The sequence below is a fragment of the Streptococcus sp. LPB0220 genome (genome assembly GCF_008727815.1).
GTDB lineage: Bacteria > Bacillota > Bacilli > Lactobacillales > Streptococcaceae > Streptococcus.
The window spans coordinates 2,010,242-2,037,197 of record NZ_CP044230.1 but is presented as its reverse complement, the minus strand read 5'-3'; the positions used below and the strand labels follow the sequence as shown (position 1 = coordinate 2,037,197).

At 41.6% G+C, this 26,956-nt stretch carries 20 protein-coding genes; 18 read left to right on the top strand and 2 right to left on the bottom strand.

Features of this window, described 5'->3' with window-relative positions; translation table 11 throughout:
* Positions 1–3: 3 nt before the first annotated feature.
* The 17 genes from LPB220_RS10265 (at position 4) to LPB220_RS10185 (ending at position 22,368) form a co-directional block, all read left to right on the top strand.
* Entirely contained in the window at positions 4–1,473 is a 1,470-nt protein-coding gene (locus LPB220_RS10265) for an LCP family protein (RefSeq protein WP_150906714.1), read from the top strand.
* A complete protein-coding gene (gene cps4B / locus LPB220_RS10260; RefSeq protein WP_150906712.1) occupies positions 1,470–2,201 on the top strand; it encodes a capsular polysaccharide biosynthesis protein Cps4B in 732 nt (243 codons plus the stop codon). The genes LPB220_RS10265 and cps4B overlap by 4 nt, the downstream gene beginning before the upstream one ends.
* A gap of 44 nt (positions 2,202–2,245) precedes the next feature.
* The gene (locus tag LPB220_RS10255; RefSeq protein ID WP_150906710.1) at positions 2,246–2,941 is read left to right on the top strand and encodes a Wzz/FepE/Etk N-terminal domain-containing protein; all 696 of its coding nucleotides are present in this window, start codon (positions 2,246–2,248) and stop codon (positions 2,939–2,941) included.
* Between the two features lie 12 nt (positions 2,942–2,953).
* Positions 2,954–3,646 carry a tyrosine-protein kinase gene (locus LPB220_RS10250; RefSeq protein ID WP_150906708.1) on the top strand — a complete coding sequence of 231 codons (693 nt, stop codon included), beginning with the start codon at positions 2,954–2,956 and terminating at the stop codon, positions 3,644–3,646.
* Between the two features lie 19 nt (positions 3,647–3,665).
* On the top strand, positions 3,666–5,042 hold the full coding sequence (locus tag LPB220_RS10245) for a sugar transferase (RefSeq protein WP_150906706.1): 1,377 nt from the start codon (positions 3,666–3,668) through the stop codon (positions 5,040–5,042).
* Positions 5,043–5,080: 38 nt separating this feature from the next.
* A complete protein-coding gene (gene cps2T, locus LPB220_RS10240; protein WP_150906704.1) occupies positions 5,081–6,253 on the top strand; it encodes a beta 1-4 rhamnosyltransferase Cps2T in 1,173 nt (390 codons plus the stop codon).
* A gap of 2 nt (positions 6,254–6,255) precedes the next feature.
* Complete coding sequence (locus LPB220_RS10235; RefSeq protein WP_150906702.1) at positions 6,256–7,404, top strand: glycosyltransferase family 4 protein; 1,149 nt, start codon at positions 6,256–6,258, stop codon at positions 7,402–7,404.
* 1 nt (position 7,405) lies between these two features.
* On the top strand, positions 7,406–8,047 hold the full coding sequence (locus LPB220_RS10230; RefSeq protein WP_150906700.1) for a DUF1919 domain-containing protein: 642 nt from the start codon (positions 7,406–7,408) through the stop codon (positions 8,045–8,047).
* The gene (locus LPB220_RS10225; RefSeq protein WP_070587749.1) at positions 8,044–9,015 is read left to right on the top strand and encodes a DUF6625 family protein; all 972 of its coding nucleotides are present in this window, start codon (positions 8,044–8,046) and stop codon (positions 9,013–9,015) included. The genes LPB220_RS10230 and LPB220_RS10225 overlap by 4 nt, the downstream gene beginning before the upstream one ends.
* Positions 9,008–10,078, top strand: coding sequence for a glycosyltransferase family 2 protein (locus tag LPB220_RS10220; RefSeq protein ID WP_070587753.1), 1,071 nt, complete (start codon positions 9,008–9,010; stop codon positions 10,076–10,078). The genes LPB220_RS10225 and LPB220_RS10220 overlap by 8 nt, the downstream gene beginning before the upstream one ends.
* Positions 10,079–10,111: 33 nt before the next feature.
* Positions 10,112–11,260, top strand: a complete 1,149-nt coding sequence (locus tag LPB220_RS10215) for a polysaccharide polymerase (RefSeq protein ID WP_150906698.1) — start codon at positions 10,112–10,114, stop codon at positions 11,258–11,260.
* A 2-nt stretch (positions 11,261–11,262) separates the two neighbouring features.
* Positions 11,263–12,675: a flippase gene (locus tag LPB220_RS10210; RefSeq protein WP_150906696.1), complete on the top strand. Its 1,413-nt coding sequence runs from the start codon at positions 11,263–11,265 to the stop codon at positions 12,673–12,675.
* Positions 12,676–12,686: 11 nt separating this feature from the next.
* On the top strand, positions 12,687–13,787 hold the full coding sequence (gene glf, locus LPB220_RS10205) for a UDP-galactopyranose mutase (protein ID WP_150906694.1): 1,101 nt from the start codon (positions 12,687–12,689) through the stop codon (positions 13,785–13,787).
* A complete protein-coding gene (locus tag LPB220_RS10200; protein ID WP_150906692.1) occupies positions 13,784–14,776 on the top strand; it encodes a stealth family protein in 993 nt (330 codons plus the stop codon). Before glf ends, LPB220_RS10200 begins: the two co-directional genes overlap by 4 nt.
* A 10-nt stretch (positions 14,777–14,786) precedes the next feature.
* Positions 14,787–15,839: a sugar transferase gene (locus LPB220_RS10195; RefSeq protein WP_150906690.1), complete on the top strand. Its 1,053-nt coding sequence runs from the start codon at positions 14,787–14,789 to the stop codon at positions 15,837–15,839.
* 145 nt (positions 15,840–15,984) lie between these two features.
* Positions 15,985–19,455 (top strand): GBS Bsp-like repeat-containing protein, encoded by a 3,471-nt coding sequence (locus LPB220_RS10190; RefSeq protein WP_150906688.1) that lies wholly within the window; start codon positions 15,985–15,987, stop codon positions 19,453–19,455.
* 144 nt (positions 19,456–19,599) lie between these two features.
* Entirely contained in the window at positions 19,600–22,368 is a 2,769-nt protein-coding gene (locus tag LPB220_RS10185; protein ID WP_150906686.1) for a GBS Bsp-like repeat-containing protein, read from the top strand.
* Between the two features lie 25 nt (positions 22,369–22,393).
* Here LPB220_RS10185 and LPB220_RS10180 read toward each other — a convergent pair whose 3' ends face one another.
* On the bottom strand, positions 22,394–23,257 hold the full coding sequence (locus LPB220_RS10180) for an RluA family pseudouridine synthase (RefSeq protein ID WP_150906684.1): 864 nt from the start codon (positions 23,255–23,257) through the stop codon (positions 22,394–22,396).
* A gap of 103 nt (positions 23,258–23,360) precedes the next feature.
* On the opposite strand from LPB220_RS10180, the gene pbp2a reads away from it, so the two are divergent.
* Positions 23,361–25,595 (top strand): penicillin-binding protein PBP2A, encoded by a 2,235-nt coding sequence (gene pbp2a / locus LPB220_RS10175; RefSeq protein WP_150906682.1) that lies wholly within the window; start codon positions 23,361–23,363, stop codon positions 25,593–25,595.
* Between the two features lie 329 nt (positions 25,596–25,924).
* Here the strand turns inward: pbp2a and LPB220_RS10170 are convergent, their stop codons facing one another.
* Positions 25,925–26,833, bottom strand: a complete 909-nt coding sequence (locus tag LPB220_RS10170) for a neutral zinc metallopeptidase (protein ID WP_150906680.1) — start codon at positions 26,831–26,833, stop codon at positions 25,925–25,927.
* Between the last annotated feature and the right edge of the window lie 123 nt (positions 26,834–26,956).

The following is a 26,956-nucleotide window of genomic DNA, read 5'->3' as shown; positions in this document are numbered from 1 at the left end:
TTTATGTCACAAAGGAGACGGAGTCGTCGTTCAGAGCATAAGTGGGGGCAATTGCGAATCGTTAATTCCGTATTGCTTATTTTTTTGCTTATGACCGCGAGTTGGGCGACCTATACCATGTTGGCCAATAACATCTTGGCTTTTCGCTATGTTAATGTTCTCGTGATGGTACTACTAGCTGTTCTCTTGCTCTTGTCAGCTTGGTTTGTGATCAAAAATCAGGCCAAAAAGACAACTTTGGTTCTGCTTCTTGTCGGCTTATTGGCGAGTTCAGGAGTTTTGTTTGCTAGTCAACAGCTGCTAAATCTGACGAGTAATGTCAATGGCCATTCTAACTATACAGAGTTTGAGATGGCTGTCTATGTCAAGAAAGACAGTGGCATCAAAGACATCAAAGACATCAAGGAAGTGGTGGCACCAAAGGGCAACAATAACGAGGCTAATCTCACGGCCCTCTTGGACAATATCAAAAAGACCAAGGGTCAGGAAATTTCTGTAGTGGATGCACCGACTTATCTAGATGCCTATAAGAGCCTGCAAGAAGGGAATGCTTCTGCCATGGTGCTCAACAGTACCTTTGAAGATACGATCGCTGCTGAAGATGCCGACTATGCGAAGAAGTTGAAGAAAATCTATTCCTACAAGATTCGAAAAGAAGTGGCAGCGACGAGCAAGGTGTCTGCCAATGCGGATGTCTTTAACATCTATGTCAGCGGGATCGATACCTATGGCCCAGTAACTTCGGTTTCTCGATCAGATGTCAATATCATCATGACCGTCAATCGGAAGACCAAGCAAGTTCTGTTGACAACGACGCCGCGGGATGCCTATGTACCGATTGCAGATGGTGGGAACAACCAAAATGATAAGTTGACCCATGCGGGGATCTACGGTGTGGATGCTTCCATTCATACTCTTGAGAATCTCTATGATATCAAGCTCAACTACTATGTTCGTCTCAATTTCACATCCTTCCTCAAGTTGATTGACCTTCTAGGGGGGATCGATGTGGAAAATGACCAAGAATTCACGAGTCTGCACGGCAAGTTCCATTTCCCAGTAGGAAAGGTCCATTTGAATTCAGAGCAAGCGCTTGGTTTTGTCCGAGAACGCTACTCTCTTCAAGGTGGTGACAATGACCGTGGGAAAAACCAAGAAAAAGTCATTGCGGCCATTATCAAAAAGTTGACCTCTACTAAGGTCTTAAGCAACTACAATGAGATTATCGGAAACCTCCAAGATTCTGTCCAAACCAATATGCAGTTGCCAACCATGATGAACTTGATCAATACCCAGCTAGAAACGGGTGGTTCTTATGAGGTGACTTCTCAAGAGATTACTGGTCAAGGACGAAATGACTTGCCGTCTTATGCTATGCCTGGTTACAACCTCTATGTCATGGAGTTGGATCAAGCCAGCTTGACCAAGGCTAAGGAAACCATTCAAAAAGTAATGGAAGGAAAAGAAAAATGATTGATATCCACTCGCACATCGTCTTTGATGTGGATGATGGACCAAAGACAAGAGAAGATACGCGTGCCTTATTGGAAGAAAGCTATCGCCAAGGGGTCCGGACCATTATCTCGACTTCTCATCGTCGCAAGGGGATGTTTGAAACTCCTGAAGAAAAGATTTCTGAAAATTTTCAAGAAGTGAAAAAGATTGCAGCAGAGGTCGCGCCAGATTTGACGATTCATTACGGGGCAGAGATCTACTTTACCAATGATGTCTTAAAAAAACTGGAAGAAAAGATCATTCCAAGTTTAGCTGAGACGCGCTTTGCGCTGATTGAATTCAGCATGGGAACGCCTTACAAGGAGATTCATACCGCCTTGGACCGTTTGCTCCATCTGGGCATCACCCCAGTGGTGGCTCATATTGAGCGCTACAAGTGCTTGGAAAAAAATGAGGAGCGTGTGCAAGAGATGATCGACATGGGCTGCTACATGCAGATCAATAGTTCGAGTGTTCTCAAGCCTCGCCTCTTTGGGGATGAGCAAAAACAACTGAAAAAACGGGCTCGGTATTTCTTAGAAAAAGACTTGGTGCACTTTGTGGCCAGCGATATGCACAATGTGGATAAACGACCGCCTTATATGGCAGAAGCCTATCGCTTGATCAAGGAAGAATACGGAGAACAGCGAGCTCAAAGGCTCTTTGTCGACAATCAACAGCTCTTGTTAGCAGATGAATTAATCTAACAAGCAATCAGGTGGAGAGATCCACATGAAGGAGTAATTAGGAAATGAACAATCAAGAAAATCAAGCAGTGGAAATTGATGTTTTCGCTATGCTGAAGACCCTATGGAAACGCAAGTTTTCGATCGTTTTGGTCGCTCTTGTCTTTGCCATTGCAGCATTTGGCTATAGTGCCTTTTTAGCCAAGAAAGAATACCAAAGTACCAGCCGTATCTATGTGGTCAGTCGCCAAAACCAAGACAACAATGCCTTGACAAACTCGGATTTGCAGGCGGGTTCTTACTTGGTTAAGGACTACCGTGAGATCATCCTTTCTCAAAATGTCTTGAGTCAAGCTATCGAAGAATTGAAACTCGATCTGACACCAGCTGAGTTGTCGAAAAAGATCAGTGTATCCGTTCCAACAGATACTCGTATCCTTTCGATCACGGCTAAGGATGGAGATCCAAAAGAAGCGGCCCGCATTGCCAACGGCCTTCGCAATGTAGCGGCTGAAAAGATCATCTCTGTAACCAAGGTGTCAGATGTTACGACTTTGGATGAAGCAGAAGTGCCTCAATCACCTTCTTCACCAAATATTCGACGCAATGTCCTTCTTGGCTTTATTGCTGGAGCCGGCTTGATGGTGGTTCTCATGGTCGTAGTAGAAGTCTTGGACGATCGTGTCAAGAGACCAGAAGATATCGAAGAATTGATGGGCTTAACCTTACTTGGTATTGTGCCAGATATTAAGAAACTGTAGACTGGGGATCGCATGAATACGTTAGAAATTTCAAAAAATAAATTACAAGAAATTCGGAAGGCAGAAGAGTACTTCAATGCCCTTGCGACGAATATCCAATTGAGTGGGGTGGACTTGAAAGTCATCGCCATCTCATCTGTTCAAGAAAATGAAGGAAAATCAACCACTTCAACCAACTTGGCTGTTGCCTTTGCGCGTGCGGGTTACAAGACTCTTTTGGTCGACTGTGATATTCGGAACTCTGTCATGACAGGGATTTTCCGTAGCCGTACTAAGATCCAAGGTTTGACCGACTTCTTATCTGGTCGTAGCCAATTGGATCAAATCTTGTATGCGACTGATTTTCCAAACTTGGATATTATCGAGTCTGGTCAGGTAGCACCAAACCCAACAGGTCTCTTGCAAAGCAAGAACTTCACCGTGATGATGGATGCCCTGCGTGAGCATTTTGACTATATCATTGTCGATACTCCTCCAATTGGGGTCGTGATCGATGCGGCGATTATCGCCCAACGCTGTGATGGAACTGTCTTGATCACAGAATCTGGTGCCAACGGACGCAAGGCTGTCCAAAAGGCTAAGGACCAATTAGAACAAACAGGCACACCTTTCTTGGGAGTAGTGCTCAATAAATTTAACATTAAAGCTGCTGAGTATGGTTCATATGGTGGATATGGATCTTACGGAGAGTACGGGAAAAAGTAAAGAATAGGATTGAGGGAAAATGGGAGAAGAAAGAATCGAACTGGAAAAACTAAATATTGTTCTCTTTCAAAGTTTAGCTGTCCTATTTTCAGCTTACATTGTGAGCCTTTTTAAGGATGCAGAATACACGTCACAGACGATCGCGATTCTCTATCTCTTGCATTTTGTAGCCTTCTACATTAGCAATATTGCCTATCGCTTTTATAGCAGGGGTTACCTGGATGAGCTCTTTCAGGTCTTGAAATACAATGTATTTTTTGCTGTTGGGATCACCTTTACCTCTTTTATGCTCGATGGGGTCTTTTCCATCTCTCGTCGGGGGATGATCTACTTCTTTCTTTTGAATACGTTTTCTGTCTATATTATGGATTTCTTGCTCAAGAGGTACCGGAAGTCTGTTTCACCACGACGGAAAAGTTCGAGAAAGATCTTTTTGATCACTGCGACTAGTCGGATGGAAAAGGTGTTTGATATTCTGCATTCGCCCAACCTCTATCATGGAGAACTAATTGGTGTTACCATTATGGACGATACGGATTTTGCTCATCCGGGGGTAAGGGTGGTGCAACCGGATCAAATGATGAACTTTGTGACCAAAGAAGTGGTGGATGAAGTGTTTATCAATCTGCCAAGTGAGGATTACAATATTAGTGATTTCGTCTCGGAGTTTGAGAGTATGGGGATCGATGTATCTGTCAATCTCAATGCCTTTAACTTCGCTTCCTTGGGTAATAAACGGGTTCGAGAAGTCGGGGGACTAAGTGTCGTCACTTTCTCAACCAATTTCTACAAACCGAGCCACGTATTTGCCAAACGTCTCTTGGATATTGCGGGAGCCCTCTTTGGTCTCTTGATTTGTGGACTAGTGAGTATCGTTTTGGTCCCTCTAATCCGTAAAGATGGCGGCCCTGCCTTCTTTGTACAGAAGCGGGTCGGAAAGAATGGTCGGTATTTCAACTTCTATAAATTCCGCTCCATGCGCGTGGATGCCGAAGAGATTAAAAAAGATCTGATGGCGCAAAACACCATGACTGGTGGGATGTTTAAGATGGAAAACGATCCACGGGTAACACCAATCGGACGCTTTATCCGTAAGACCAGTCTGGATGAATTGCCACAATTTTACAATGTTCTGATCGGTGATATGAGTCTGGTCGGGACTCGTCCTCCAACGGTTGACGAATACCAAGACTATACGCCAGCTCAAAAACGCCGCCTCAGCTTCAAACCTGGTATTACCGGACTTTGGCAAGTGAGCGGACGCAGTGAGATTACAGACTTTGATGAAGTAGTCAAACTGGACGTTGCGTACATGGATGGTTGGACGATCTGGAGAGACATTCAGATCTTGCTCAAGACCGTGAAGGTTGTACTTAGAAAAGAAGGAGCGAAGTAGGAGACTGCCTACTTCGTCCTTTCCATGTTAGGAGAAAAATGAAACAGTCAGTTTATATCGTTGGTTCTAAGGGAATTCCAGCGAAATATGGTGGTTTTGAAACCTTTGTCGAAAAGCTGACAGAGTGCCAACAAGACCGAGAGATTCAATACTATGTAGCTTGTATGCGGGAGAATTCTGCAAAATCAGGGATTACTGCAGATACTTTTGAGCATAATGGAGCTATCTGTTATAACATTGATGTTCCCAATATCGGTCCTGCGCGTGCCATTGCTTATGACATTGCGGCCCTCAATAAGGCTATTGAAATGGCTAAAGAAAATAAGGATCAAGCTCCGATCTTCTATGTCTTGGCTTGCCGGATTGGTCCTTTTATCTCAAAAATTAAAAAGAAAATCAAGGCGATCGGTGGGACCCTCATGGTCAATCCAGATGGTCATGAATGGCTTCGCGCGAAATGGAGTCTCCCAGTCCGTAAGTACTGGAAGTTTTCTGAGCAACTCATGGTTAAACACGCTGATCTTTTGATCTGTGATAGCAAGAATATCGAAGCTTATATTCAGAAGGACTATGCTAAGTATCAGCCACAGACGATCTATATTGCTTATGGAACCGATACAAGCAAGTCTATCCTGAGTAAAGAAGACGATAAAGTAGGGACTTGGTTTGCGGATAAGCAAGTCTCCGAAGGAGATTACTATCTTGTCGTGGGACGTTTTGTACCTGAAAATAACTATGAGGCCATGATTCGTGGCTTTATGCAGTCCAATTCCAAAAAAGATTTTGTCCTGATTACTAATGTAGAGCAAAACAAGTTCTATGAACAGTTACGCAAGGATACAGGATTTGATCAAGATCCTCGAGTGAAGTTTGTGGGGACTGTCTATGATCAAGAATTACTTAAATACATTCGTGAGAATGCTTTTGCTTATTTCCATGGTCATGAGGTAGGCGGGACCAATCCATCCCTTCTTGAGGCGCTAGAGTCTACTAAACTCAACCTCTTGTTAGATGTTGGTTTCAACCGAGAAGTCGGTGAAGAGGGGGCTCTTTATTGGAAGAAAGATCAATTGGCACATGTCATTGATCAGGCTGAACAATTGGACGCTCAAGCCATCGCAGACCTCAATGAGAAATCAAGTCGACGGATCGCAGAAGCCTTCACTTGGGAAAAGATTGTCACAGACTACGAGAAAGTATTTAAAGGTTAGAAATGCAGAAAATATTATATCTCCATGCTGGTGCCGAAATGTATGGTGCTGATAAGGTTTTGTTGGAGCTTATTAAGGGTTTGGATAAAGATGCTTTTGAGGCACACGTTATCTTACCCAATGATGGTGTCTTAGTTGGTGCATTGGAAGAGGTCGGTGCTAAGGTTAAAGTCATTGATTACCCAATCTTGCGCCGGAAATATTTTAATCCAAAAGGAATCCTTGAGTACTTTGGCTCTTATAACCGTTACTCCAAACAAATTGCTCAATACGCTAAGGAGAATGGCATTACCCTCATTCACAACAACACCACAGCGGTTCTTGAAGGAATTTACCTCAAACGGAAGTTGAAACTTCCTCTGATTTGGCATGTGCATGAAATCATCGTTAAACCTAAAGCGATTTCTGATTTCATCAACTTTTTGATGGGACGTTATGCTGATACGATTGTGACAGTTTCAAATGCTGTGGCCAACCACGTGAAGCAGTCTCGCTTTGTAAAAAATGACCAAGTTCAGGTCATCTATAATGGTGTTGACAATGCTGTTTATCAGGTGATGGATGCTAGTGCGGTCCGTGATCAGTTTGGTATCGCCCAGGATGCTTTGATTATCGGAATGGTTGGTCGAGTGAATGCTTGGAAAGGGCAAGGCGACTTCTTAGAAGCTGTGACGCCAATCTTACAGGCTAATCCAAAAGCAGTAGCCTTTTTAGCAGGGAGTGCTTTTGAAGGTGAAGAATGGCGCGTGGATGAGTTGGAAAAGGCTATATCAGACTCACCAGTAGCTGGACAAATCAAACGAATCGATTATTATAGCAAGACAACCGAACTCTATAATATGTTTGATATCTTTGTCTTGCCAAGTACCAATCCAGATCCATTACCAACAGTCGTACTAGAAGCTATGGCTTGTGGTAAACCTATAGTCGGTTACCGTCATGGCGGTGTCTGTGAGATGGTCAAGGAAGGCGAGAACGGCCTTCTTGCCACGCCAAATGAACCAACAGAATTGTCTAAAGATATCCAAGAATTAGCAGAGAATACTGAGAAGAGAGAACAATTTGGCAAGGCCTCTGTCAAACGCCAAAAAGAACTCTTCTCATTACAAAGTTATATTCGGAATTTCTCGGAGTTGTATAAGAAATATTAAGATGAATACTGAAACAATTAAGAACAAATTAAAACCGATCGTTTATCCAATTATTAACTTTATTCCTAGACGAAGACTCAAGAATAAGAATTTCACGATTATTTGTGATAATTGTTGGGCGGGAAAGGTTTATCAGGAGTTAGGTTTACCTTACCAAACTCCTTTTGTAGGGATGTTTGTCTTTTCGCCTGATTATATCAAGATGCTCAAGAATTTAAAATATTATTTGAGCGGAAATATCCCTTTGAAATTTGTTCAGGAATCAAAATATATCAAAGACTTTGATAATGCCTATCCTCTAGCACTTCTTGATGATATTGAACTTCATTTCTTGCATTATGCAGATGAAAAAGAAGCTTCTCAGAAATGGCAACGCCGTTTGGAAAGAATTCATTGGAATAATTTGTATTTCAAGTTCAATGACAATGATGCTTGTACTTATGAATTGATGAAAGAGTTTGAGGAACTCCCATACAAAGGAAAAGTAATTTTCTCTTCAAAGAATTATAGCGACTTGCCTTCATTAGTTCATTTTAAATCAGCTGAAAAGCAAGGACACGTTGGCATTGATCTGAAAACGTACCACCGCTATTTTGATGCTGTCACTTGGCTGAATAAGGGTGGAGAGGATCTAACTAAATGAAAAGAATAAGACTTATTATTCCATATTTCGGAAGACTTCCAAAATTTTTCCCATATTTTTTGTTGACCGCTAAACGTAATCAAAAAATTGATTTCTTAATTTATACGGATCAAAAGATTGACCAATTTGAAATTTTAAATGCAAAAAATATAGAATTTGTAACTCTTTCTTTTGATGAGTTAAGAGAGAGAGTTCAGTCTAAGTTTGATTTTAAAATCTCTCTTAAAACACCTTATAAATTATGTGACTATAAAGTTGCTTATGGGCTTATCTTTGAAGAAGAGTTAAAGGGTTATGATTACTGGGGTTTTTGTGACACAGATGTCTTACTAGGTGATATTTATCAATTTTTTGAAGAGCATAGCTTTTTTGAGAATGACTATGCTAGATATGGTCTTTTAGGTCATCTGCAAATTTTTAAGAATTCAAGTGAAGTTAATCGTGTTTTTATGTCTGGTCAAGGTTTAAACTATCGATTAGATTATCACAATGTCTATACGAGTGAACAAAATTTTATTTTTGATGAGGCAGAAGGTATCCAAAAGCTTTTTGAAAAATGTCAGTTCAAACAACTGCAAGATAAGTTATTTGATGATATTGATATTAGTCATTTCTCATTTCGGGAATATGGCGAAAATGAACCGAAACGCTATTATTTTTGGTCAGAGGAAAATGGTTTGGAATCGATAAATTTAATCGATGGTGATATAGTGGTTAAACGTCCTCTGTATGCACATTTCCAAAAGAGGATGATTAAATGTCCTGAGTTTAAATTAGTCGATTCATTTTATGTTATACCAAATCAATTAGTTATTGGAGAGAAAATTTCTAAGCAAGAGCTAGTAGAGGTGACAAGAAATAAATTCTATTGGGAATATATTAAATCAACAATGTTAAAGAAATTAAAAAAAGAAAAATGGACACTAGAATTTATTCGTCATAAATTAAGGATGAAGAGTAATGAATAATATAGATTTGAGTATTATTGTTCCAGTATTTAATGTTGAAGGTTATTTAAAAAGAGCCCTAGATTCCATACTTAAGCAATCGTCATCAATCAATTATGAAATTGTGTTAATTGATGACGGTTCAAGTGATAATAGTGGTGCGATTTGCGATGAGTACCAAAATAATTTTTCTAATGTTTGTGTTAGGCATATTGAAAATAACGGAGTATCAGAAGCCAGGAACCTAGGTATTTCTTTATCAAGGGGTAATTATTTATTTTTTATGGATCCAGACGACTTTGTATCTGAGGATTTCTTTGAAAAAATTTTTCCTAACCTCAATGATAAATGGGATGTTCTTTGTTTTGGCTACAATGAAATTAAAGAAAATAAGGACACTATTTTGTCTTGTCGCCCTCATTTGTATACGCATTGTGGTCTTCTTGGAAAGAATGAATTTAGAAATGAATTTATAGAGTTATTCAAAACTGATATGATGTATAATGTTTGGTCAAGAATCTATAACAAGTCATTTATTTTAAAACACGATATTAAGTTTCCTAGTAAACCAATAGGAGAGGATACTTCATTCAATTTTCAAGTTTATCGATATTTAGATAACATCCTTTTTATTGAATCGACTCTTTATAATTATATTGCTGGTAGAAGCGGTTCAGCATTGACCAGTTTTCATCCTAGAAGAATCGAAATACAATTAGATGAACTTCAAGCATTGCAAAAATTACTTGAGAAGTTCCAAATAGAAGATGCCACATTAATTCAAGAAATTAAGACAAAAATCATTGTAAGTGCAGCCTTTCAAATTTCTAATTTAAATGCGAGAAGGAGAGAAAAGATAGAATTACTGCAATCTATAATTACTAATAAAGCTTTTGATAATATTTTTTCAGGAAATAGGAATCAAATGATAGGGTCTTATAAGACCTTATTAAGACAGCGAGATATTTCTTCTTTTCTTAGAAGATTGAGTATTGATCTTCTCGCCAAAAAAAAATTTCGGACAGTCATCTTTATTGAAAAAATGAAAATGAATCCAATTTTACGTAAAATTGCTTTTAAATAGGTGTAGCTATTTTATTAAGAGTAAAAAGGTATTATGTTAAAAATTAAGTTTGAGAACCTTTTGGTTATTCTAGTATTGACTCTCATTGTTGGGTACGATACTCTTATGACAACAATGTTAAACAGAATAATCCCAAACCTTCCGGTTATTTTATTAATCAGTTTTTCATTATTATTATGTTTTAGATTTTTGTATATAAAAAAATTCACGTTCTTTTATATCTTAACCGCTATTTTATTACTACTAACAAGTTCTATCGTATTCATGCATACGGGTGGGACTAATTTCCTACTTTATTCATTGTTGATTTTGTTATTATATGATGCAGATATTGATGTTATCTTAAAAACATACGTTATTGTGTCAGGAACGATAGTGTTCGGAGTTTTCTTACTTTCAATTCTGGGAGTTATTCCTAATTTACAATTTGCTCAGGTCCGTTCGTCTGGCTTTGTGATTAGAAATTCCTTTGGTTTCATTTATCCAACTGACTTTGCGTCTCACTGTTTTTATTTATTTATTGCTTGGGGATATGTACTACGGAAACGGTTCATTATACTACGAACCTTGGTAGGCATTAGTTTAGCATTTTTTATCATCAAATTTTGTGATGCTAGGTTAAATGCCCTTTCTGTACTTGTAGCAACTGTCATTTTTATTGTCATGTATGTTACTAAAGAAAGAAAATTTAAAATTTATGGGATCCTACCTTATTTTGCAGCTATATTTTCTTTCTTAATGTTTTACTTATCGTATTTCTTTACCTGGTCTTCTTCATTATTTGTGAATTTGAACAACTTATTCAGTATGAGGTTATTTTTAGGGAAGAATGCAATAGAGACCTATGGCTTACATTTGTTTGGAGCAACCGGGGTTAAGTTTATAGGATATGGTGGCACAACAGAATCGGTATACAGTTATAACTATGTAGATTCCTCTTATATTCAAATGTTATTTTACTACGGAGTTGTTCCTGTCGTATTACTGGTATTGATATATGTACTTGCATCGAAGAGACTTTATAAACAAGGAATGTTTTTATTTCTAGCTCTATTATCACTTATTACAATAAACTGTATGATTGAAGCATTTTGGGTAAGACCAGGATATAATATTTTTATATTCACACTTTTTGCCAACCTTTTACCAGTTCAAAATAAAATGATAGATAGAGTTGAATGAACATGAAAGTTTTAAAAAATTACGCCTATAATCTTTCCTACCAGCTGCTGGTGATTATTCTACCGATTATCACCACCCCTTATGTGACACGGGTTTTTAGTTCAGATGACTTAGGGACTTACGGCTATTTCAACTCCATTGTCACCTACTTTATCCTTTTAGCGACCCTAGGAGTAGCCAATTATGGAACCAAGGAGATCTCAGGACACCGCAAGGACATCCAAAAGAATTTCTGGGGGATTTATACTCTCCAGTTAGGCGCGACCTTTGTCTCCATTTTACTCTATGTCTTGCTTTGCTTGGCGCTTCCTTCCATGCAAAATCCTGTTGCCTATATCTTGGGCCTTAGCTTAGTATCAAAAGGGCTCGATATTTCCTGGCTCTTTCAGGGCTTAGAGGACTTTCGCAAGATTACGATTCGGAATATCACGGTCAAACTGGTTGGAGTCATCTCCATCTTCTTGTTTGTTAAGTCTGCTAATGATCTTTATCTATATGTGTTTTTACTAACGATTTTTGAGCTGTTAGGTCAGCTCAGTATGTGGCTACCTGCCCGTGAATTTATTGGGAAAGCACATTTTGATATGGCTTATGCACGGGTGCATTTAAAACCGGTTATTTTGCTCTTTTTACCGCAGATTGCCATTTCCCTCTATGTCACCCTTGACCGGACCATGCTGGGGGCTCTCGCCTCTACAAAGGATGTAGGGATTTACGACCAGGCCTTAAAACTGGTCAATATTTTGTTGACCTTGGTGACCTCACTGGGGAGTGTCATGTTGCCTCGGGTATCGAGCCTCTTATCCTCAGGGGATCACAAGGCTGTCAATAAGATGCACCAAATGTCCTTTTTGATTTATAATTTGGTCATTTTCCCAATTATTGCCGGCATGCTGATTGTCAATGATGACTTTGTTCAGTTCTTCCTGGGGAAGGATTTCCAGGATGCGCGTTATGCCATTGCCATCATGATTTTCAGAATGTTCTTTATCGGCTGGACCAATATCATGGGGATTCAAATCCTCATCCCGCATGATAAAAACAAAGAATTTATGATTTCGACCACTGTTCCTGCTATTGTCAGTGTCGGGTTGAATTTGCTCTTCTTGCCTCATTTTGGTTTTATCGGTGCAGCCATTGTTTCGGTTTTAACAGAATCCTTGGTCTGGGGAATTCAATTGTACTATACCCGTCATTACCTCAAGGAAGTCCCGATTATTGGGGCTATGGCAAAAATTGTATGTGCATCTGCTATAATGTATGGTTTGTTGCTAAGTGTAAAACCATTCTTGCATTTTTCACCTACTTTAAATGTTCTTGTGTATGCAGTGCTTGGTGGGATCATTTACCTGCTTGCTATTCTAGTTCTGAAAGTGATAGATGTGAAAGAATTAAAACAAATATTTAAGAAATAATGGAGTTAATTATGTACGATTATCTGATCGTTGGTGCTGGTTTATCGGGAGCAATTTTTGCTCATGAGGCAACCAAGCGTGGCAAAAAAGTAAAAGTCATTGATAAACGGGACCACATTGGTGGGAATATCTATTGTGAAGAAGTTGAAGACATCAATGTTCACAAATATGGTGCCCACATTTTCCATACGTCTAACAAAAAAGTGTGGGACTATGTCAACCAGTTCGCTGAATTCAACAACTATATCAACTCACCAGTAGCTAACTATAAGGGGAGCCTCTACAATCTTCCCTTCAACATGAATACCTTCTACGCTATGTGGGGCACTAAGACTCCTCAAGAAGTCAAGGACAAGATTTCCGAGCAAACGGCTGACATGAAGGATGTTGAACCGAAGAACTTGGAAGAACAAGCCATCAAGTTGATTGGTCCAGATATCTACGAAAAATTGATCAAGGGCTATACAGAAAAACAATGGGGACGCTCTGCAACAGACCTTCCACCATTTATCATCAAGCGTCTTCCAGTTCGTTTGACCTTTGATAATAATTACTTTAATGACCGTTACCAAGGGATTCCAATCGGTGGATACAACGTCATCATTGAAAACATGCTAGGCGATGTAGAAGTAGAGCTTGGAGTTGACTTCTTTGCCAATCGTGAAGAGCTAGAAAGCTCAGCTGAAAAAGTTGTCTTTACAGGGATGATTGACCAGTATTTTGACTACAAACATGGGGAGTTGGAGTACCGTAGTCTTCGTTTTGAACACGAAGTCTTGGATGAGGAAAACCATCAAGGGAATGCGGTCGTCAACTATACCGAGCGTGAGATTCCATACACTCGGATCATCGAGCACAAGCACTTCGAGTATGGAACTCAACTGAAGACAGTTATCACCCGAGAGTACCCAGCTGACTGGAAACGGGGAGATGAACCCTACTACCCAATCAATGATGAAAAGAACAACGCTATGTTTGCCAAGTACCAAGAAGAAGCAGCTAAAAATGACAAGGTCATCTTCTGTGGACGCCTGGCAGACTATAAATACTACGACATGCACGTGGTTATTGAGCGTGCTCTAGAAGTCGTTGAGAAAGAATTTATTAAATGACACAAGAAAAAATTGATATCGTGGTTCTTTGGGTCGACGGAAGTGATACTGAGTTTATCCGCGAGAAACAAGCCGTGACAGGTCAAATGTCAAAAATAGACCAAGAAATCGACGGAGAGCAACGTTATCGTGATTACGGTATTTTTAATTACTGGTTTCGAATGATTGAAAAGCATGCTCCTTGGGTGAATAATGTTTATCTAATTACCAACGGACAAAAGCCTGACTGGTTAAATTTGGAGCATCCAAAACTTAAGTTGATCACTCATGGGGAATTTATGCCTGAAGCTTACCTTCCTTCATATAATTCAGCAGCAATTGAGCTAAATCTTCATCGTATTGAGGGCTTATCAGAACATTTTATCTACTTCAATGATGATATGTTCATGATAAAGGATACTCAACCTTCCGATTTTTATAAAAATGGGCAACCCAAGCTTTTAGCAGTTTACGATGCTTTGGTTCCTTGGTCACCATTTACAAATACTTATCACAATAATGTTGAATTAATTTATCGCCATTTTCCTAATAAGAAGGCTATGAAATCTTCACCTTGGAAATTCTTTAATTTCCGTTATGGTTCCTTGGTTTTGAAAAACTTGCTACTCTTACCATGGGGACCGACGGGCTATGTGAATCAGCATTTGCCTGTACCGATGAAGAAGAGTACTTTGTCACATTTGTGGGACATCGAAGGTGAAACTTTGGATAGAACATCCAGAAATAAGATTAGAGATTATGGGGTAGATGTCAATCAATACGTTTGTTCTAACTGGCAAATTGAAAGTAATCAGTTTTATCCTATGTCTAAAAATTTCGGAGAAACAATTGGTTTAAATCAAGTGGATAAGCTGGAATCTATCTTTAAAGATAGACGTAAAAAACTGCTTTGTGTCAATGATGATGGGGACTTTAGGGAAGAAAACATCATTCATTTCAAGCAAATTTTAAATGAATATTATCCTAAAAAATCAGCGTATGAAAAATGAGAAGTAAAAGATGAAATACTATTTAAAAGAAGAATTTTTACACGACAATAATGCTAAAAATGCGGGCAATAAAGCACGTAATGACGTTGAAGCAATTTTAAATAAATTAGGTTATTCTCCTTTGAAAGTTTTGGTGGATGACTGGTATCAAATGAATGTTCTTAGGGCACAGATTCATAAATATAGAGCTCTCTTTAGAGCTTTCAAAGACCTAAAGAAAAATGATGAGATCATAATTCAATTTCCTTTGTTACATCATTCTTTATTTCTTAACCATTTACTAAAAAAACTTAAAAACAGGGGTACGGATGTCTATTTTTTAGTTCATGATTTGGAAACACTGCGTTTTGTGAATGATAAAACCTTACCATTTAGAATGAAGTTACGGATGAAACTAACTGAAAGTGATACGTTCCGTAGTGTTACAGGAATTATTGCTCACAACCCGGTTATGAAATCTGTTTTAGTGGATAAGGGGGTTGTAGAAGATAAGATTGTCAGCCTTGGTATTTTTGACTATTTGATTCCAGATTTTCAAGAAAAGAGTGGCCAAACAAAAGACCAGCCGATAATTGTGGCAGGTAATTTGGCCAAGGAAAAGGCTGGTTATCTTTATACTCTTCCAGAAGCACCGTCTTATAACCTTTATGGTGTTGGTTTTGATGAGAGTAGAGCGCTTGCAAATGAAACCTACTTTGGTTCCTTCCTACCGGATGAACTTCCTGCAGCCCTTGAGGGCGGTTTTGGTCTGGTCTGGGATGGAGATAGCGTTGAGACGTGTAGTGGCTTTTTTGGAGAATACCTCCGTTACAACAACTCTCACAAGGCGTCACTTTATCTAGCATCGGGCTTCCCGCTTGTCGTTTGGAAACAGTCAGCCTTGTCTCACTTTGTGCTTGAGAAGGGCTGCGGGATTGTAGTAGAGTCTCTCCATGATTTGAAGGAGACAATCGACAATCTTTCAGATGCTGATTACCAAGACTTGGTGGACAATGCCAAGCGTGTTGGTCAGGAAATCCGAGAGGGTCACTATCTAAAGACGGCCTTAAAACATTTGGCATAAGATCAAAAGAAGTCAGACGGACTTCTTTTTTTAGTTTTTCAAAAAAATATCACTAATTTTAAAAATTTGCCTCATAAAACTTTTCATCGCTGAAACCGTGTGGTAAAATGATTAACGTATAAAATTTGTATAAAGGGAAGTTTATATGAAAAAGAAAGATCTTATTTTTTATGCCGGAGCGGCAGTCTTGATGGCTGTATCTGCTCAGGGAGTCAGTGCAGATGAGCTGGTTTCAAAAGAAGTCGCTACTACTGAAGGCAACCAAGTCCAAGCTGAAACAGCGCCAGAAGTAGCAACTACTGAAAAGTCAGTCGTACCAGTCGCAAACAACTACGCAGCACCAGCAAATGTGACCAAACCAGCTGTAGTACCTGTAAGCAAGACCACTGCTTCAGAAAGTGTGACCCCATCTGTAGAGAAGACTACGGAAGCATCGACTATTGAGAAAGATGAAACTCCTCTTCCGTCTGATACAGGAAGGACGACCTTCTTTAACACAGGTGCTCACGCTCCTGCTGGTCGCTCGACGGATGTGGCGTTTCAGCCAAAATCATTCGTTGATGTGAGTAGCCACAACGGAGATATTAGTATTGGTGACTACCGTACCCTAGCTAATAAGGGTGTGGGCGGTGTCGTTGTCAAATTGACAGAAGATACTTGGTACAAGAACCCGAATGCGGAGAACCAAATTCGCAATGCGCAAGCAGCTGGTCTGCAAGTATCGACCTACCACTTCTCTCGCTACACTTCTGAGGAAGCAGCGCGTGCAGAAGCACGGTTCTATATCGCAGCGGCGCAACGCTTGAATCTTCCAAAGAACACCCTCATGGTCAATGACTTTGAGGATGCTAAGATGCAGCCAAACATCAACCGCACCACCCAAGCTTGGGCAGATGAAATGCGTAAAAACGGCTACACCAATTTGATGTTCTACACCAGTGCTAGCTGGTTGGATGAAAACAATCTTCGCAAGAAAGGTCCAGTCAACACCGCTCAATTTGGCCTTCAAAATTTCTGGGTTGCCCAATACCCTTCTCCAAAACTATCTGTAAATGATGCGAAGAGCTTGCGTTACAATGGAAAAGCGGGAGCATGGCAGTTCACTTCTCAAGCGGAATTGCTTCCAGGAAAACACCTCTTTGACCACAGTGTGGACTATACAGGTCGCTTCACAGCGAACGCAAAACCTGCAGCAGACCCGACAGAAGGCAGTTTAAGTGGGAAGATTGACATTGTCAATAACGATACTATGACGGGCCGCTTTGACGTTGTCATCTCAAATGTCAAGGCGCCAAATGGAGTTCGAACCGTTTCTGTACCAATCTGGTCAGAAACAGGTGGTCAAGATGACCTTGTTTGGTACACAGCCAATCGTCAAGCAAATGGGACCTATACCGTCAATGTAAAATCAGCGGACCATAAAAACTCAACCGGTCTTTACAATGTCCACCTTTACTATGTTCAAAACAATGGGCAATTGACAGGTGTTGGCGGAACTTCGACTCAAGTATTCATTGGTAAGACACCTGATCAGTTAAAACCTAAAGCAAGTTTTACTATTGAAAACAATAATGCTAAATCAGGGACTTTCGACGCTGTGATTACTAATATCACAGCACCACTAGGTGTTAAGGAAGTTTTAGTCCCATCATGGAGTTTAGAAAATGGACAAGATGATCTTATCTGGCACAAGGCAACTAAGCAAACTGATGGTAGCTATCGCGTAACGATTAAGGCAAGTGAGCATAAGGGCGATAAAGGAAACTATCGTGCCGATGCTTACATCGTCGACAACTCTAACAATCGTCATTATATTTCTGAAAAAGTAGTTTCGGTTGATTACGTTCGATCAAGTGGAGTTCTGACGATTGAAAACAATAACCCAGTAGCAGGTACCTTTGATGCGGTTGTTAGTAATATTGTTGCACCGACTGGTCTAAAAGAAGTTCTAGTTCCATCATGGAGTTTAGTTGGTGGCCAAGATGACCTCATTTGGCACAAGGCAACGCGTCAAGCAGATGGTTCTTATCGTGTGACTATCAAAGCAACGGATCATAAGGATTCAACTGGTAATTACCGAGCTGATGCCTACATTGTAGATGATTCCAACAATCGTCATTATATTTCTGAAAAAGTAGTTGACGTTCGTCAATCACGCCCAACTGCTTCATTAACGATCGAAAACAATAATGTTTCAACTGGTATTTTTGATGCGGTTATTCGTAATGTAGTGGCACCGACTGGTGTAAAGGAAATCTTAGTTCCATCATGGAGTCTTGAAAATGGACAGGATGATCTTGTCTGGCACAAGGCAAATCGTCAATCTGATGGTAGTTATCGAGTGACTATTAAAGCGAGTGATCATAAAAACTCACTAGGGAACTATCGTGCAGACCTTTATATTGTTGATAATGATAACAACCGTCATTTTGTTACTGAAACAGTTGTAACCGTTAAGCATGATAAACCAACGGGAATCATTTCGGTTGTCAATAACAACAAAGACACAGGTACCTTTGACGTCATTATCAAGGATGTCTACAGTCCTAAAGGTGTACGAACTGTTCAAGTCCCAACTTGGTCGGAAAAGGACGGACAGGATGATCTCCGCTGGTACGAAGCAACTCGCCAAGCGAACGGAGACTACAAGGTATCGGTCAAGGCTAGCGATCACAAGAACTCTACTGGCAAATACCATGTTCACCTTTATTACATCCAAAATGATGGTTCTCGTGTAGGTGTTGGTACGGCAACCACAGACGTGGAATTTCGAAATCTAACGACCAAGACTCAAGCATCTATCAAGAATGTCAATGCAACGAATGGTACTTATACGGTAGCGGTGGATCAAGCACCTCAAGGTCGTCAGATTAAGAACATCCGTGTCGCCGCTTGGTCTAAAGCTCATCAAGAAAATCTTTACTGGTATTCCGCAACACCGACAGGTATGCACACAGAGATCACAGTCTCTGCCAATAATCACGGTAATGAAGCAGGCAACTATACGACTCACGTCTATGTGGACTACAAAGATGGAGGAGTTGAAGGTTTTAACCTGGGTCAAACAGCCTTGTCTCCACGGAATCAAAAAGTGAATCCACAAACAGCCTATTATTCTCAACGAGACCCTCGTTGGGCTGGGAAGTGGTATGGTGTGAGCAATGTCGATCAGTCAGGTTGTGTGCCAACCTCTCTTGCTATGACCTTCACAGATATCCTTGGCAGAACGATTTTGCCAACAACAGTGGCTGATTATCTTTACAACAATACTGATTCATTTAACAAAGGTGAAGCAGGAACGGATGCAGAAGGGATTGTATCTGCTACTCGTAACTGGGGCTTGAAGAGTCAATTGGTTAACGGAGCTGGAGGCATTGCAGAAGCCCTCATGGCTGGCAAGCATGTACTTGCTGCGGTAGGCAATAGCCAATTTACTAGCGATCCTTATACCCATGAGTTGGTCTTGCATGGCTATGATAATGGTAGAACCTATGTACGCGATCCATATAATAGCGGCAACAACGGTTGGTACTCCATCAATTATCTTCACTCTATTAAGAGTAAGGATCCGATGGATAACAAGCTTGGAGCACCTTTCTTCTCAATTTTTGCATAAGCTAATCAGAAGGCCAAATTGGCCTTCTGTTTTCTTTAAAAACAGGATAAAATCTTCTAATGATATTGTTTCTTGATCCAGCGGTTTGTGCTATAATACTACTATGTGGGTAGAATCCGTATAAAAAAATGTAAGGGAAGATAAATGAAAAAGAAAGATCTTATTTTTTATGCTGGGACAGCGGTTTTATTAGCCTTTTCGACACAACAGGTCCAGGCAGATGAGCAAGTTGTATCTGATCAAACCTCAGAAAATACTTCAGCTGTCGTTTTGAAAACAACAACGGTAGCAGAGGTTCAGAATAGTGCAACCGATGGGGTGAAAACAGATCAAGTAGTTCAGACAGAAAAACCTATTGCAACAGAAGCAGCACCTGTCACACCGACTGTTGGCAATAACCAGTCTTTGGACAAGGATACTAGCGACAAGGTTGTATCAGAGAATCCAGTACCTACTGTGGTAGCTAGTCGCGCTCCGTACGGCGCACGTGCACGAGTGGTAGAAGAAAATAATAGTTTGCCAGTTGAAGAAGTGAAGGAGCCGAGTGGGACTTTCTCAATTGAAAATAATAATCCAGTATCTGGCACCTTTGATGCCGTCGTTCGTGACATTGTTGCTCCAACCGGTTTAAAAGAAGTTTTAGTTCCATCATGGAGTTTGGAGAATGGTCAAGATGACCTTATCTGGCATAAGGCGACTAAGCAAACTGATGGTAGCTATCGTGTCACCATTAAGGCGACCGAACATAAAGGAAACAAAGGAAACTACCGAGCAGATGCTTATATTGTTGATAACTCGAATAATCGTCACTACATTGCTGAAAAAGTAGTAGCTGTTGATTACACAAGACCAAGTGGCGTCCTTACGATTGAAAACAACGATACTACAGCAGGGACATTTGATGCAGTTGTTCGTGACATTGTCGCTCCAAATGGCATTAAAGAAATTTTGGTTCCATCATGGAGTCTTGAAAATGGTCAGGACGACCTCATCTGGCATAAGGCTACTCGTCAAGCCGATGGTTCTTATCGGGTGACGATTAAGGCAACAGATCATAAGAACTCTACAGGGAAATATCGTGCTGATGCTTATCTTGTAGATGAATCAAACAATCGATTCTATTTGACTGAAAAAGTAGTAGAAGTTCGTCAACTCAAACCAAGTGGGACGCTATCGATTGAGCACAATCAAGATTCCACTACCTTTGATGCGGTTATTCGGAATGTAGTCGCTCCAACTGGCTTGAAAGAAGTTTTAGTCCCTACTTGGTCTAACAAAAATGGTCAGGACGATTTGATTTGGCACAAGGCAGTGCGTCAAAGTGATGGCAGCTACCGTGCAACCATTAAAGCATCTGATCATAAGAATGACACAGGTGAATTTAATGTTCATATTTACTACGTAGATCAAAATAATCAAAAAGCCTACATCACAAAAACAACGACAGAAGTACGTGAAGTTAAACCAAGTGGCACTGTAACAATTGAGAACAACAATACTGTAACAGGTACATTTGACGCAGTCATTCGTAATGTTGTTGCAGCAAAAGGTTTGAAAGAAGTTCTTATCCCAACATGGTCAGATTCAAACGGGCCTGATGATCTAGTCTGGCATAAAGCAGTGCGTCAAAGTGATGGCAGCTACCGTGCGACCATCAAAGCCTCAGATCATAAAAATGAGGATGGTAAGTACAATGTCCATGTTTATTATGTAGATCAAAATAATCAACGAAATTACATCACAGAAACAACGACAGAGGTGCGTCAAGCCCGCCGTTCTGGTACAATCTTAATCCAAAACAACAACAAGGATACAGGTACCTTTGATATCATCATTAAGGATGTCTACAATCCTAAAGGTGTGCGAACTGTGCAAGTTCCAACTTGGTCGGATAAGGACGGACAAGATGATATCCGCTGGTATGAAGCGACTCGTCAAGCGAACGGAGACTACAAGGTTTCTGTCAAGGCTAGCGATCACAAGAACTCTACTGGCAAATACCATGTTCACCTTTATTACATCCAAAATGATGGTTCTCGTGTAGGGGTTGGTACGGCAACCACAGACGTAGAATTTCGAAATCTGACGACCAAGACCCAAACAGGGATCAAGAATGTTAATTCTGGTGCGGGAACCTTTACGGTAACGGTGGACCAAGCACCTCAGGGTCGTCGGATCAAGAACATCCGTGTTGCAGCCTGGTCTCAAGCACATCAGGAAAACCTCTTCTGGTATTCTACAGCACCTTCTGGTACGCATACAGAAGTGCAAGTCTCTGCAGCGAATCACCAGTACCAGAAAGGAAACTACACCACTCACGTCTATGTGGACTATGTGGATGGCGGCGTTGAAGGCTTTAACCTGGGGCAAACAGCTCTTTCACCTCGTGCGACAGTTGATCAAACGGCTTTTACTCCTCGTGTTACGAATGGACAACGGGACCGTGTCTTACGGGCTGCAGCCAATTTAGTTGGTGTTCGTGGGGGAACCGCAGCCCATCATCAATTGGTCAACGATTACAACAGTGTTAAACCACTTCCGGTTGGTTATACCGTGAAGACGACCGATGATTGGTGTGATATCTTTGTCACAACGGTCTTCCAGCGTGAGGGCTTGAGTGGTTTGATTGGTCGTGAATGTGGAGTCGAACGTCACATTCAGATCTTCAAACGTTTGGGTATTTGGAATGAAGATGGGACCACTACACCAAAAGCAGGAGACATCATCACCTTTAACTGGGATCAAAATAGCCAGCAAAATAATGGATTTGCGGATCACATCGGAATTGTTGAGAGCGTCTCAAATGGGATTATTCATACCATTGAAGGAAACTCCAACAACCAAGTCCGTCGCAATACCTATCGGATCGGTCATGGCAATATCCGTGGATTTGCAACTCCTCGCTATCAATAAAAAAAGAAGCCTGTGGCTTCTTTTTTTAGTCTCTCAACCCTTCTTCAAAACTCTTGGAAGGGGCCTCGACTTGGATGGTTTCAAGCGTTAATGGATTGGTGAAGGTCAAGCGATGGGCATGGAGCATGAGTCGCTCTCCGCGTTCAGGGTTATAGAGAGGATCCCCGACAATCGGGTGCCCATGATGGGAGAGATGAACCCGGATCTGATGGGTACGACCGGTCTTGAGTTGGCATTTGACCAGGCTGTTTCGCCCGATTTTTTTCAGTTGCGTCACCTGGGTTTCTGCATACTGTCCCTTGCGTGGATCGACCAGGCGCTTGCGTCGATCGTGGCGATCGCGCCCGATTTTATCCTTGTAGACGATGGTCTTTTGCGCTAAACTTCCTTGGATCAAGGCCCAGTACTCGCGTTGGATGTTTTTATCTTCTAAAATGCGGTTGAGTATAGGCAGAATAAAAGGATTCTTGGCAAATAAAATAGCTCCGCTGGTTTCCTTATCTAACCGGTGCACGACGTAGCAGGTAGATCCAACATAGCTGGAAACATGGTTGAGAAGAGCAATTTCTGTCGGCTCATTGGCATGGGTTTTCATACCTTCAGGCTTATTGACGATGATGACATGCTCATCCTGATAGAGTTCTTCGACCAGACTCGGGTCTCCGGCTGGGAGCTCTTTTTCAGGGTAATCGTCCGCGTCAAAGATCAGCTGGATCTGGTCTCCTTTTTGAACGGGGCTCTGCCAGTTGATGGTCTCGCCATTGACCAAGACGTGCTTCTTGGTTCGTAAAAAATGCCGGATCTTACGGGGAATGAGGAAGTAGTCCTCAAGCAACTCTTTCACAGTCATCTGGGGAAAGGATTGTGGAATGGTAAATTGATAGTTCATGACCTTATTGTAGCAAAATCTAAGCTTAAAGAAAACTAAATGGGAGAAGGGGATGAGCTATCTTTTCTTGCTAGGACAAGGATAAGGTGTTACAATAACAGGTATGAATAGAATAAAAGAATTATTTGAAAACCTGATCACTTTTTTTAGAAAGGATCATCCGCCCAAAGCGGTGGCAGAAGAAGTGCCAGACACGGAACTACCGGAAGAGACAGTAGAGCCGACCTATAGTCGCTCAGGCAAGCACAGAAGCAAGCCTCTCTCTCAGCATCCCTTCCGTCGTTTCTGGCGCCGATTCCATTTGACCAAGATTCTCCTGATCATTGGGCTAGGCTTTAGCCTCTTGACAGGGGGTTATCTCTTCTACCTCGCAAAGACGACCAACGTCAAGGATTTGCAGAATGCACTGAAGGCGACTACCATTATCTATGATAAGAATGGGGACCAGGCGGGAAGTTTGACCGGGCAAAAAGGAACCTATGTCGAACTCGATGCCATTAGTGAGAATCTGCAAAATGCCGTGGTCGCAACAGAGGACCGGAGCTTTTACAAGAATAGCGGGATCAACTATGGTCGCTTCTTCTTAGCGATTTTGACCCTGGGTCGCTCAGGTGGTGGGTCAACCATCACCCAGCAGTTAGCCAAGAATGCTTACCTGTCTCAGGACCAGACGGTGGAGCGTAAGGCCAAGGAATTTTTCCTAGCGCTTGAAATCAATAAGAAATACAGTAAAAAAGAAATCCTCACCATGTACCTCAACAATGCCTATTTTGGAAATGGGGTTTGGGGAATTGAGGATGCTTCCAAGAAGTATTTTGGGGTTTCAGCCAGTCAATTAAGCCTAGATCAGTCAGCGGTTCTCGCAGGCATGCTCAAGGGACCGGAGATCTATAACCCGCTCTATTCAGTAGAGAATGCGACCAACCGTCGCAATACGGTCCTTCAAAATATGGTAGCGGCCGGCTATATTGACCAGGCAACAGCCGATCAATCTGCTGCTGTTGATATCCATGGCCAGCTAGTCGATGCCTATGAAGGCAAGTCAGAGGACTACCGCTACCCATCCTATTTTGATGCGGTCATCAATGAAGCGGTCAACGAATACGGTCTCACCGAAGAAGATATTGTCAAAAATGGCTACCGGATCTACACCGAGCTGGATCAAAATTACCAAGCAAGCATGCAGGTAATCTATGATAATACAGCCCTCTTCCCGGTAGCGGAAGACGGCACGCGCGCGGAGTCTGGTAGTGTCGCCCTCGATCCTAAGACCGGAGGAGTTCGGGCTCTCGTAGGGCGTGTCGGCAGTGATCAAAATCCAGGATTCCGTACCTACAACTACGCTACCCAGGCTGCTCGAAGTCCAGGATCAACCATCAAACCTTTGGTTGTCTATAGCCCAGCTGTTGCTGAGGGTTGGTCGACCAATAAGGAATTGGACAATAGTACCACCCAATATGGAAGCTATGAGGTTAATAACTATGCGGGAATCCAGTCTAGCCCAACGGTACCGATGTACCAGGCCTTGGCAGAGTCCCTTAACCTTCCAGCCGTAGCGACCGCTAATGATTTGGGTCTCGATACGGTCTTTGAATACGGGAAAAAATTCGGACTCAACATGGACAAGGTGGACAAGTCGCTTGCCGTTGCCTTGGGAGCTGGTGTGACAACCAATCCGATGCAGATGGCCCAAGCCTATGGAACCTTTGCCAATGACGGGGTCATGAATGATGCCCACCTCATTACCAAGATCGAAAATGCCAGTGGCCAAGTGGTCAAGAGCCACAGTCAGAAATCAACCCGGGTGCTTAGTGGATCCACAACGGATAAGATGACCAATATGATGCTGGGAACCTTCAGTAATGGTACAGGGGTCAACGCTGCGCCTTATGGCTATACTATGGCAGGGAAAACCGGTACGACAGAGACCAGCTTTAACAAGGACCTCTCTGGAGACCAATGGGTGATCGGCTACACGCCAGATGTGGTCATCAGTCAATGGCTTGGTTTCCCAACGACCGATGAAGGTCATTACCTGACCGATAGTAGTGCCGGAACGGCGTCAGAGATTTTCCGTAATGTTGCCAACAGTGTCCTGCCTTATACAGACGGTACCCAGTTTGATTCGGTGAAGAACTCTTATGCTGAAAATGGCATTGCGCCAGTCGGAGAAGAAACGACAGAAACAGACAGCAAAGAAGACAAAGGTTTCTTTGAGGATGTCAAAGAAAAGGCGTCGAATATGGTCGATGATGCGAAAAAAGCAATCGACGAGGCCGATATCCCAGGAAAAGCGAAAAATGCTTGGGATACCTTTAAAGGTTGGCTTGGTTTCTAATCAAAAAAACGATTCAGAAATTCTTCTGAATCGTTTTTTGCAGATTGAAGATAAAGTCATCTTAGCAACTTTCCTTAGGTGAGTACGGACGTCAGCGAACTTCGAAGAAGTTCCATGACTTAGTTTTGGACCTAAGGTTCCAAAACTCCCGAGTGCTAGAAACAATAGTGTTTCTAGCACTTTTCTCACGGCGGAAAGTTTCTGTTGAAATGATCCTAATAGTATTAATTATTTTAATTTTTCAACGTCACTTAGGTTGTTTTATGTAAAATGCAATTTGTCTATATTCTAAAAGATCTATTCAGAAGTATTTCTGAATAGATCTTTGTTTAAAGTTCACTATCTGACAAGCTAAAGGTATCGCCGTGTTGCAAGTCCCCGTACTGGTAGCCCCGTTTGAACCAGCGCATGCGTTGCTCTGAAGTCCCGTGGGTAAAGCTATCTGGCACCGAGTAGCCGTAAGCTTGCTCTTGGAGAGTATCGTCACCGACTGCATGGGCCGCATTCATGGCTTCTTCGATATCACCGATATCCAAAAGGTTTCGGTCTTGAATGGAGCGGGCCCAGACACCGGCTAGGTAATCTGCTTGCAGCTCGATGCGGACGCTGATGGCATTTCGTTCCTTTTCAGAAAGTCCTTGCTGCATACGGTGGTATTTGCCAAGGATTCCCAGCTCATTTTGTACGTGGTGGCCGACTTCGTGGGCGATGACGTAGGCCATGGCAAAGTCCCCGCTAGCTTTGTATTTGGTGGTCAATTCCTTGTAGAAACTCATATCCAAATAAATTTTCTTATCAGTTGGACAGTAGAAGGGACCAGCTGATGCTTGCCCAACACCACAGCCTGTCTTTGTCCGTCCGGTATAGAAGACTAGTTTGGGCTCCTGGTAGGTCCGTCCTTCGGCCTGAAAGACCTTGTGCCAATGATCTTCTGTTGTGGCAAGGACCTTGCTGACGAACTCAGCATCTGCATCGTCGACATGGGTCTTATTGGTGCGCGTGACTTGGGTGGACTGGTAAGGTTGAGAAGTCCCATTTCCAAAGAGGCCCCCAAGGCTAGCTCCCCCTCCTAGAAGGACCATGAGAAGGATGATGATGATCTTACTCTTGAAGCTACCAGGCGATAGCAAAATTTGTAAAATGCCTCCGCCAAGGTTACTGTTGCCTGAAGACTGGGAGTAGCTTTGCCCTCGACGGTCTTCGATATTTCTACTTTCTTTTAAGTTATCACTTTTCATATTCGTCTCCTTTTGTTTTATTTTACCAAAAATGAGGAAAAAACTAGAGTGATAACGCTTTAGATTTGCTTTTTTATTGACAGGAGATTTTCTGTCCTTGTCAAAACGTGGAAAACTTGCTAT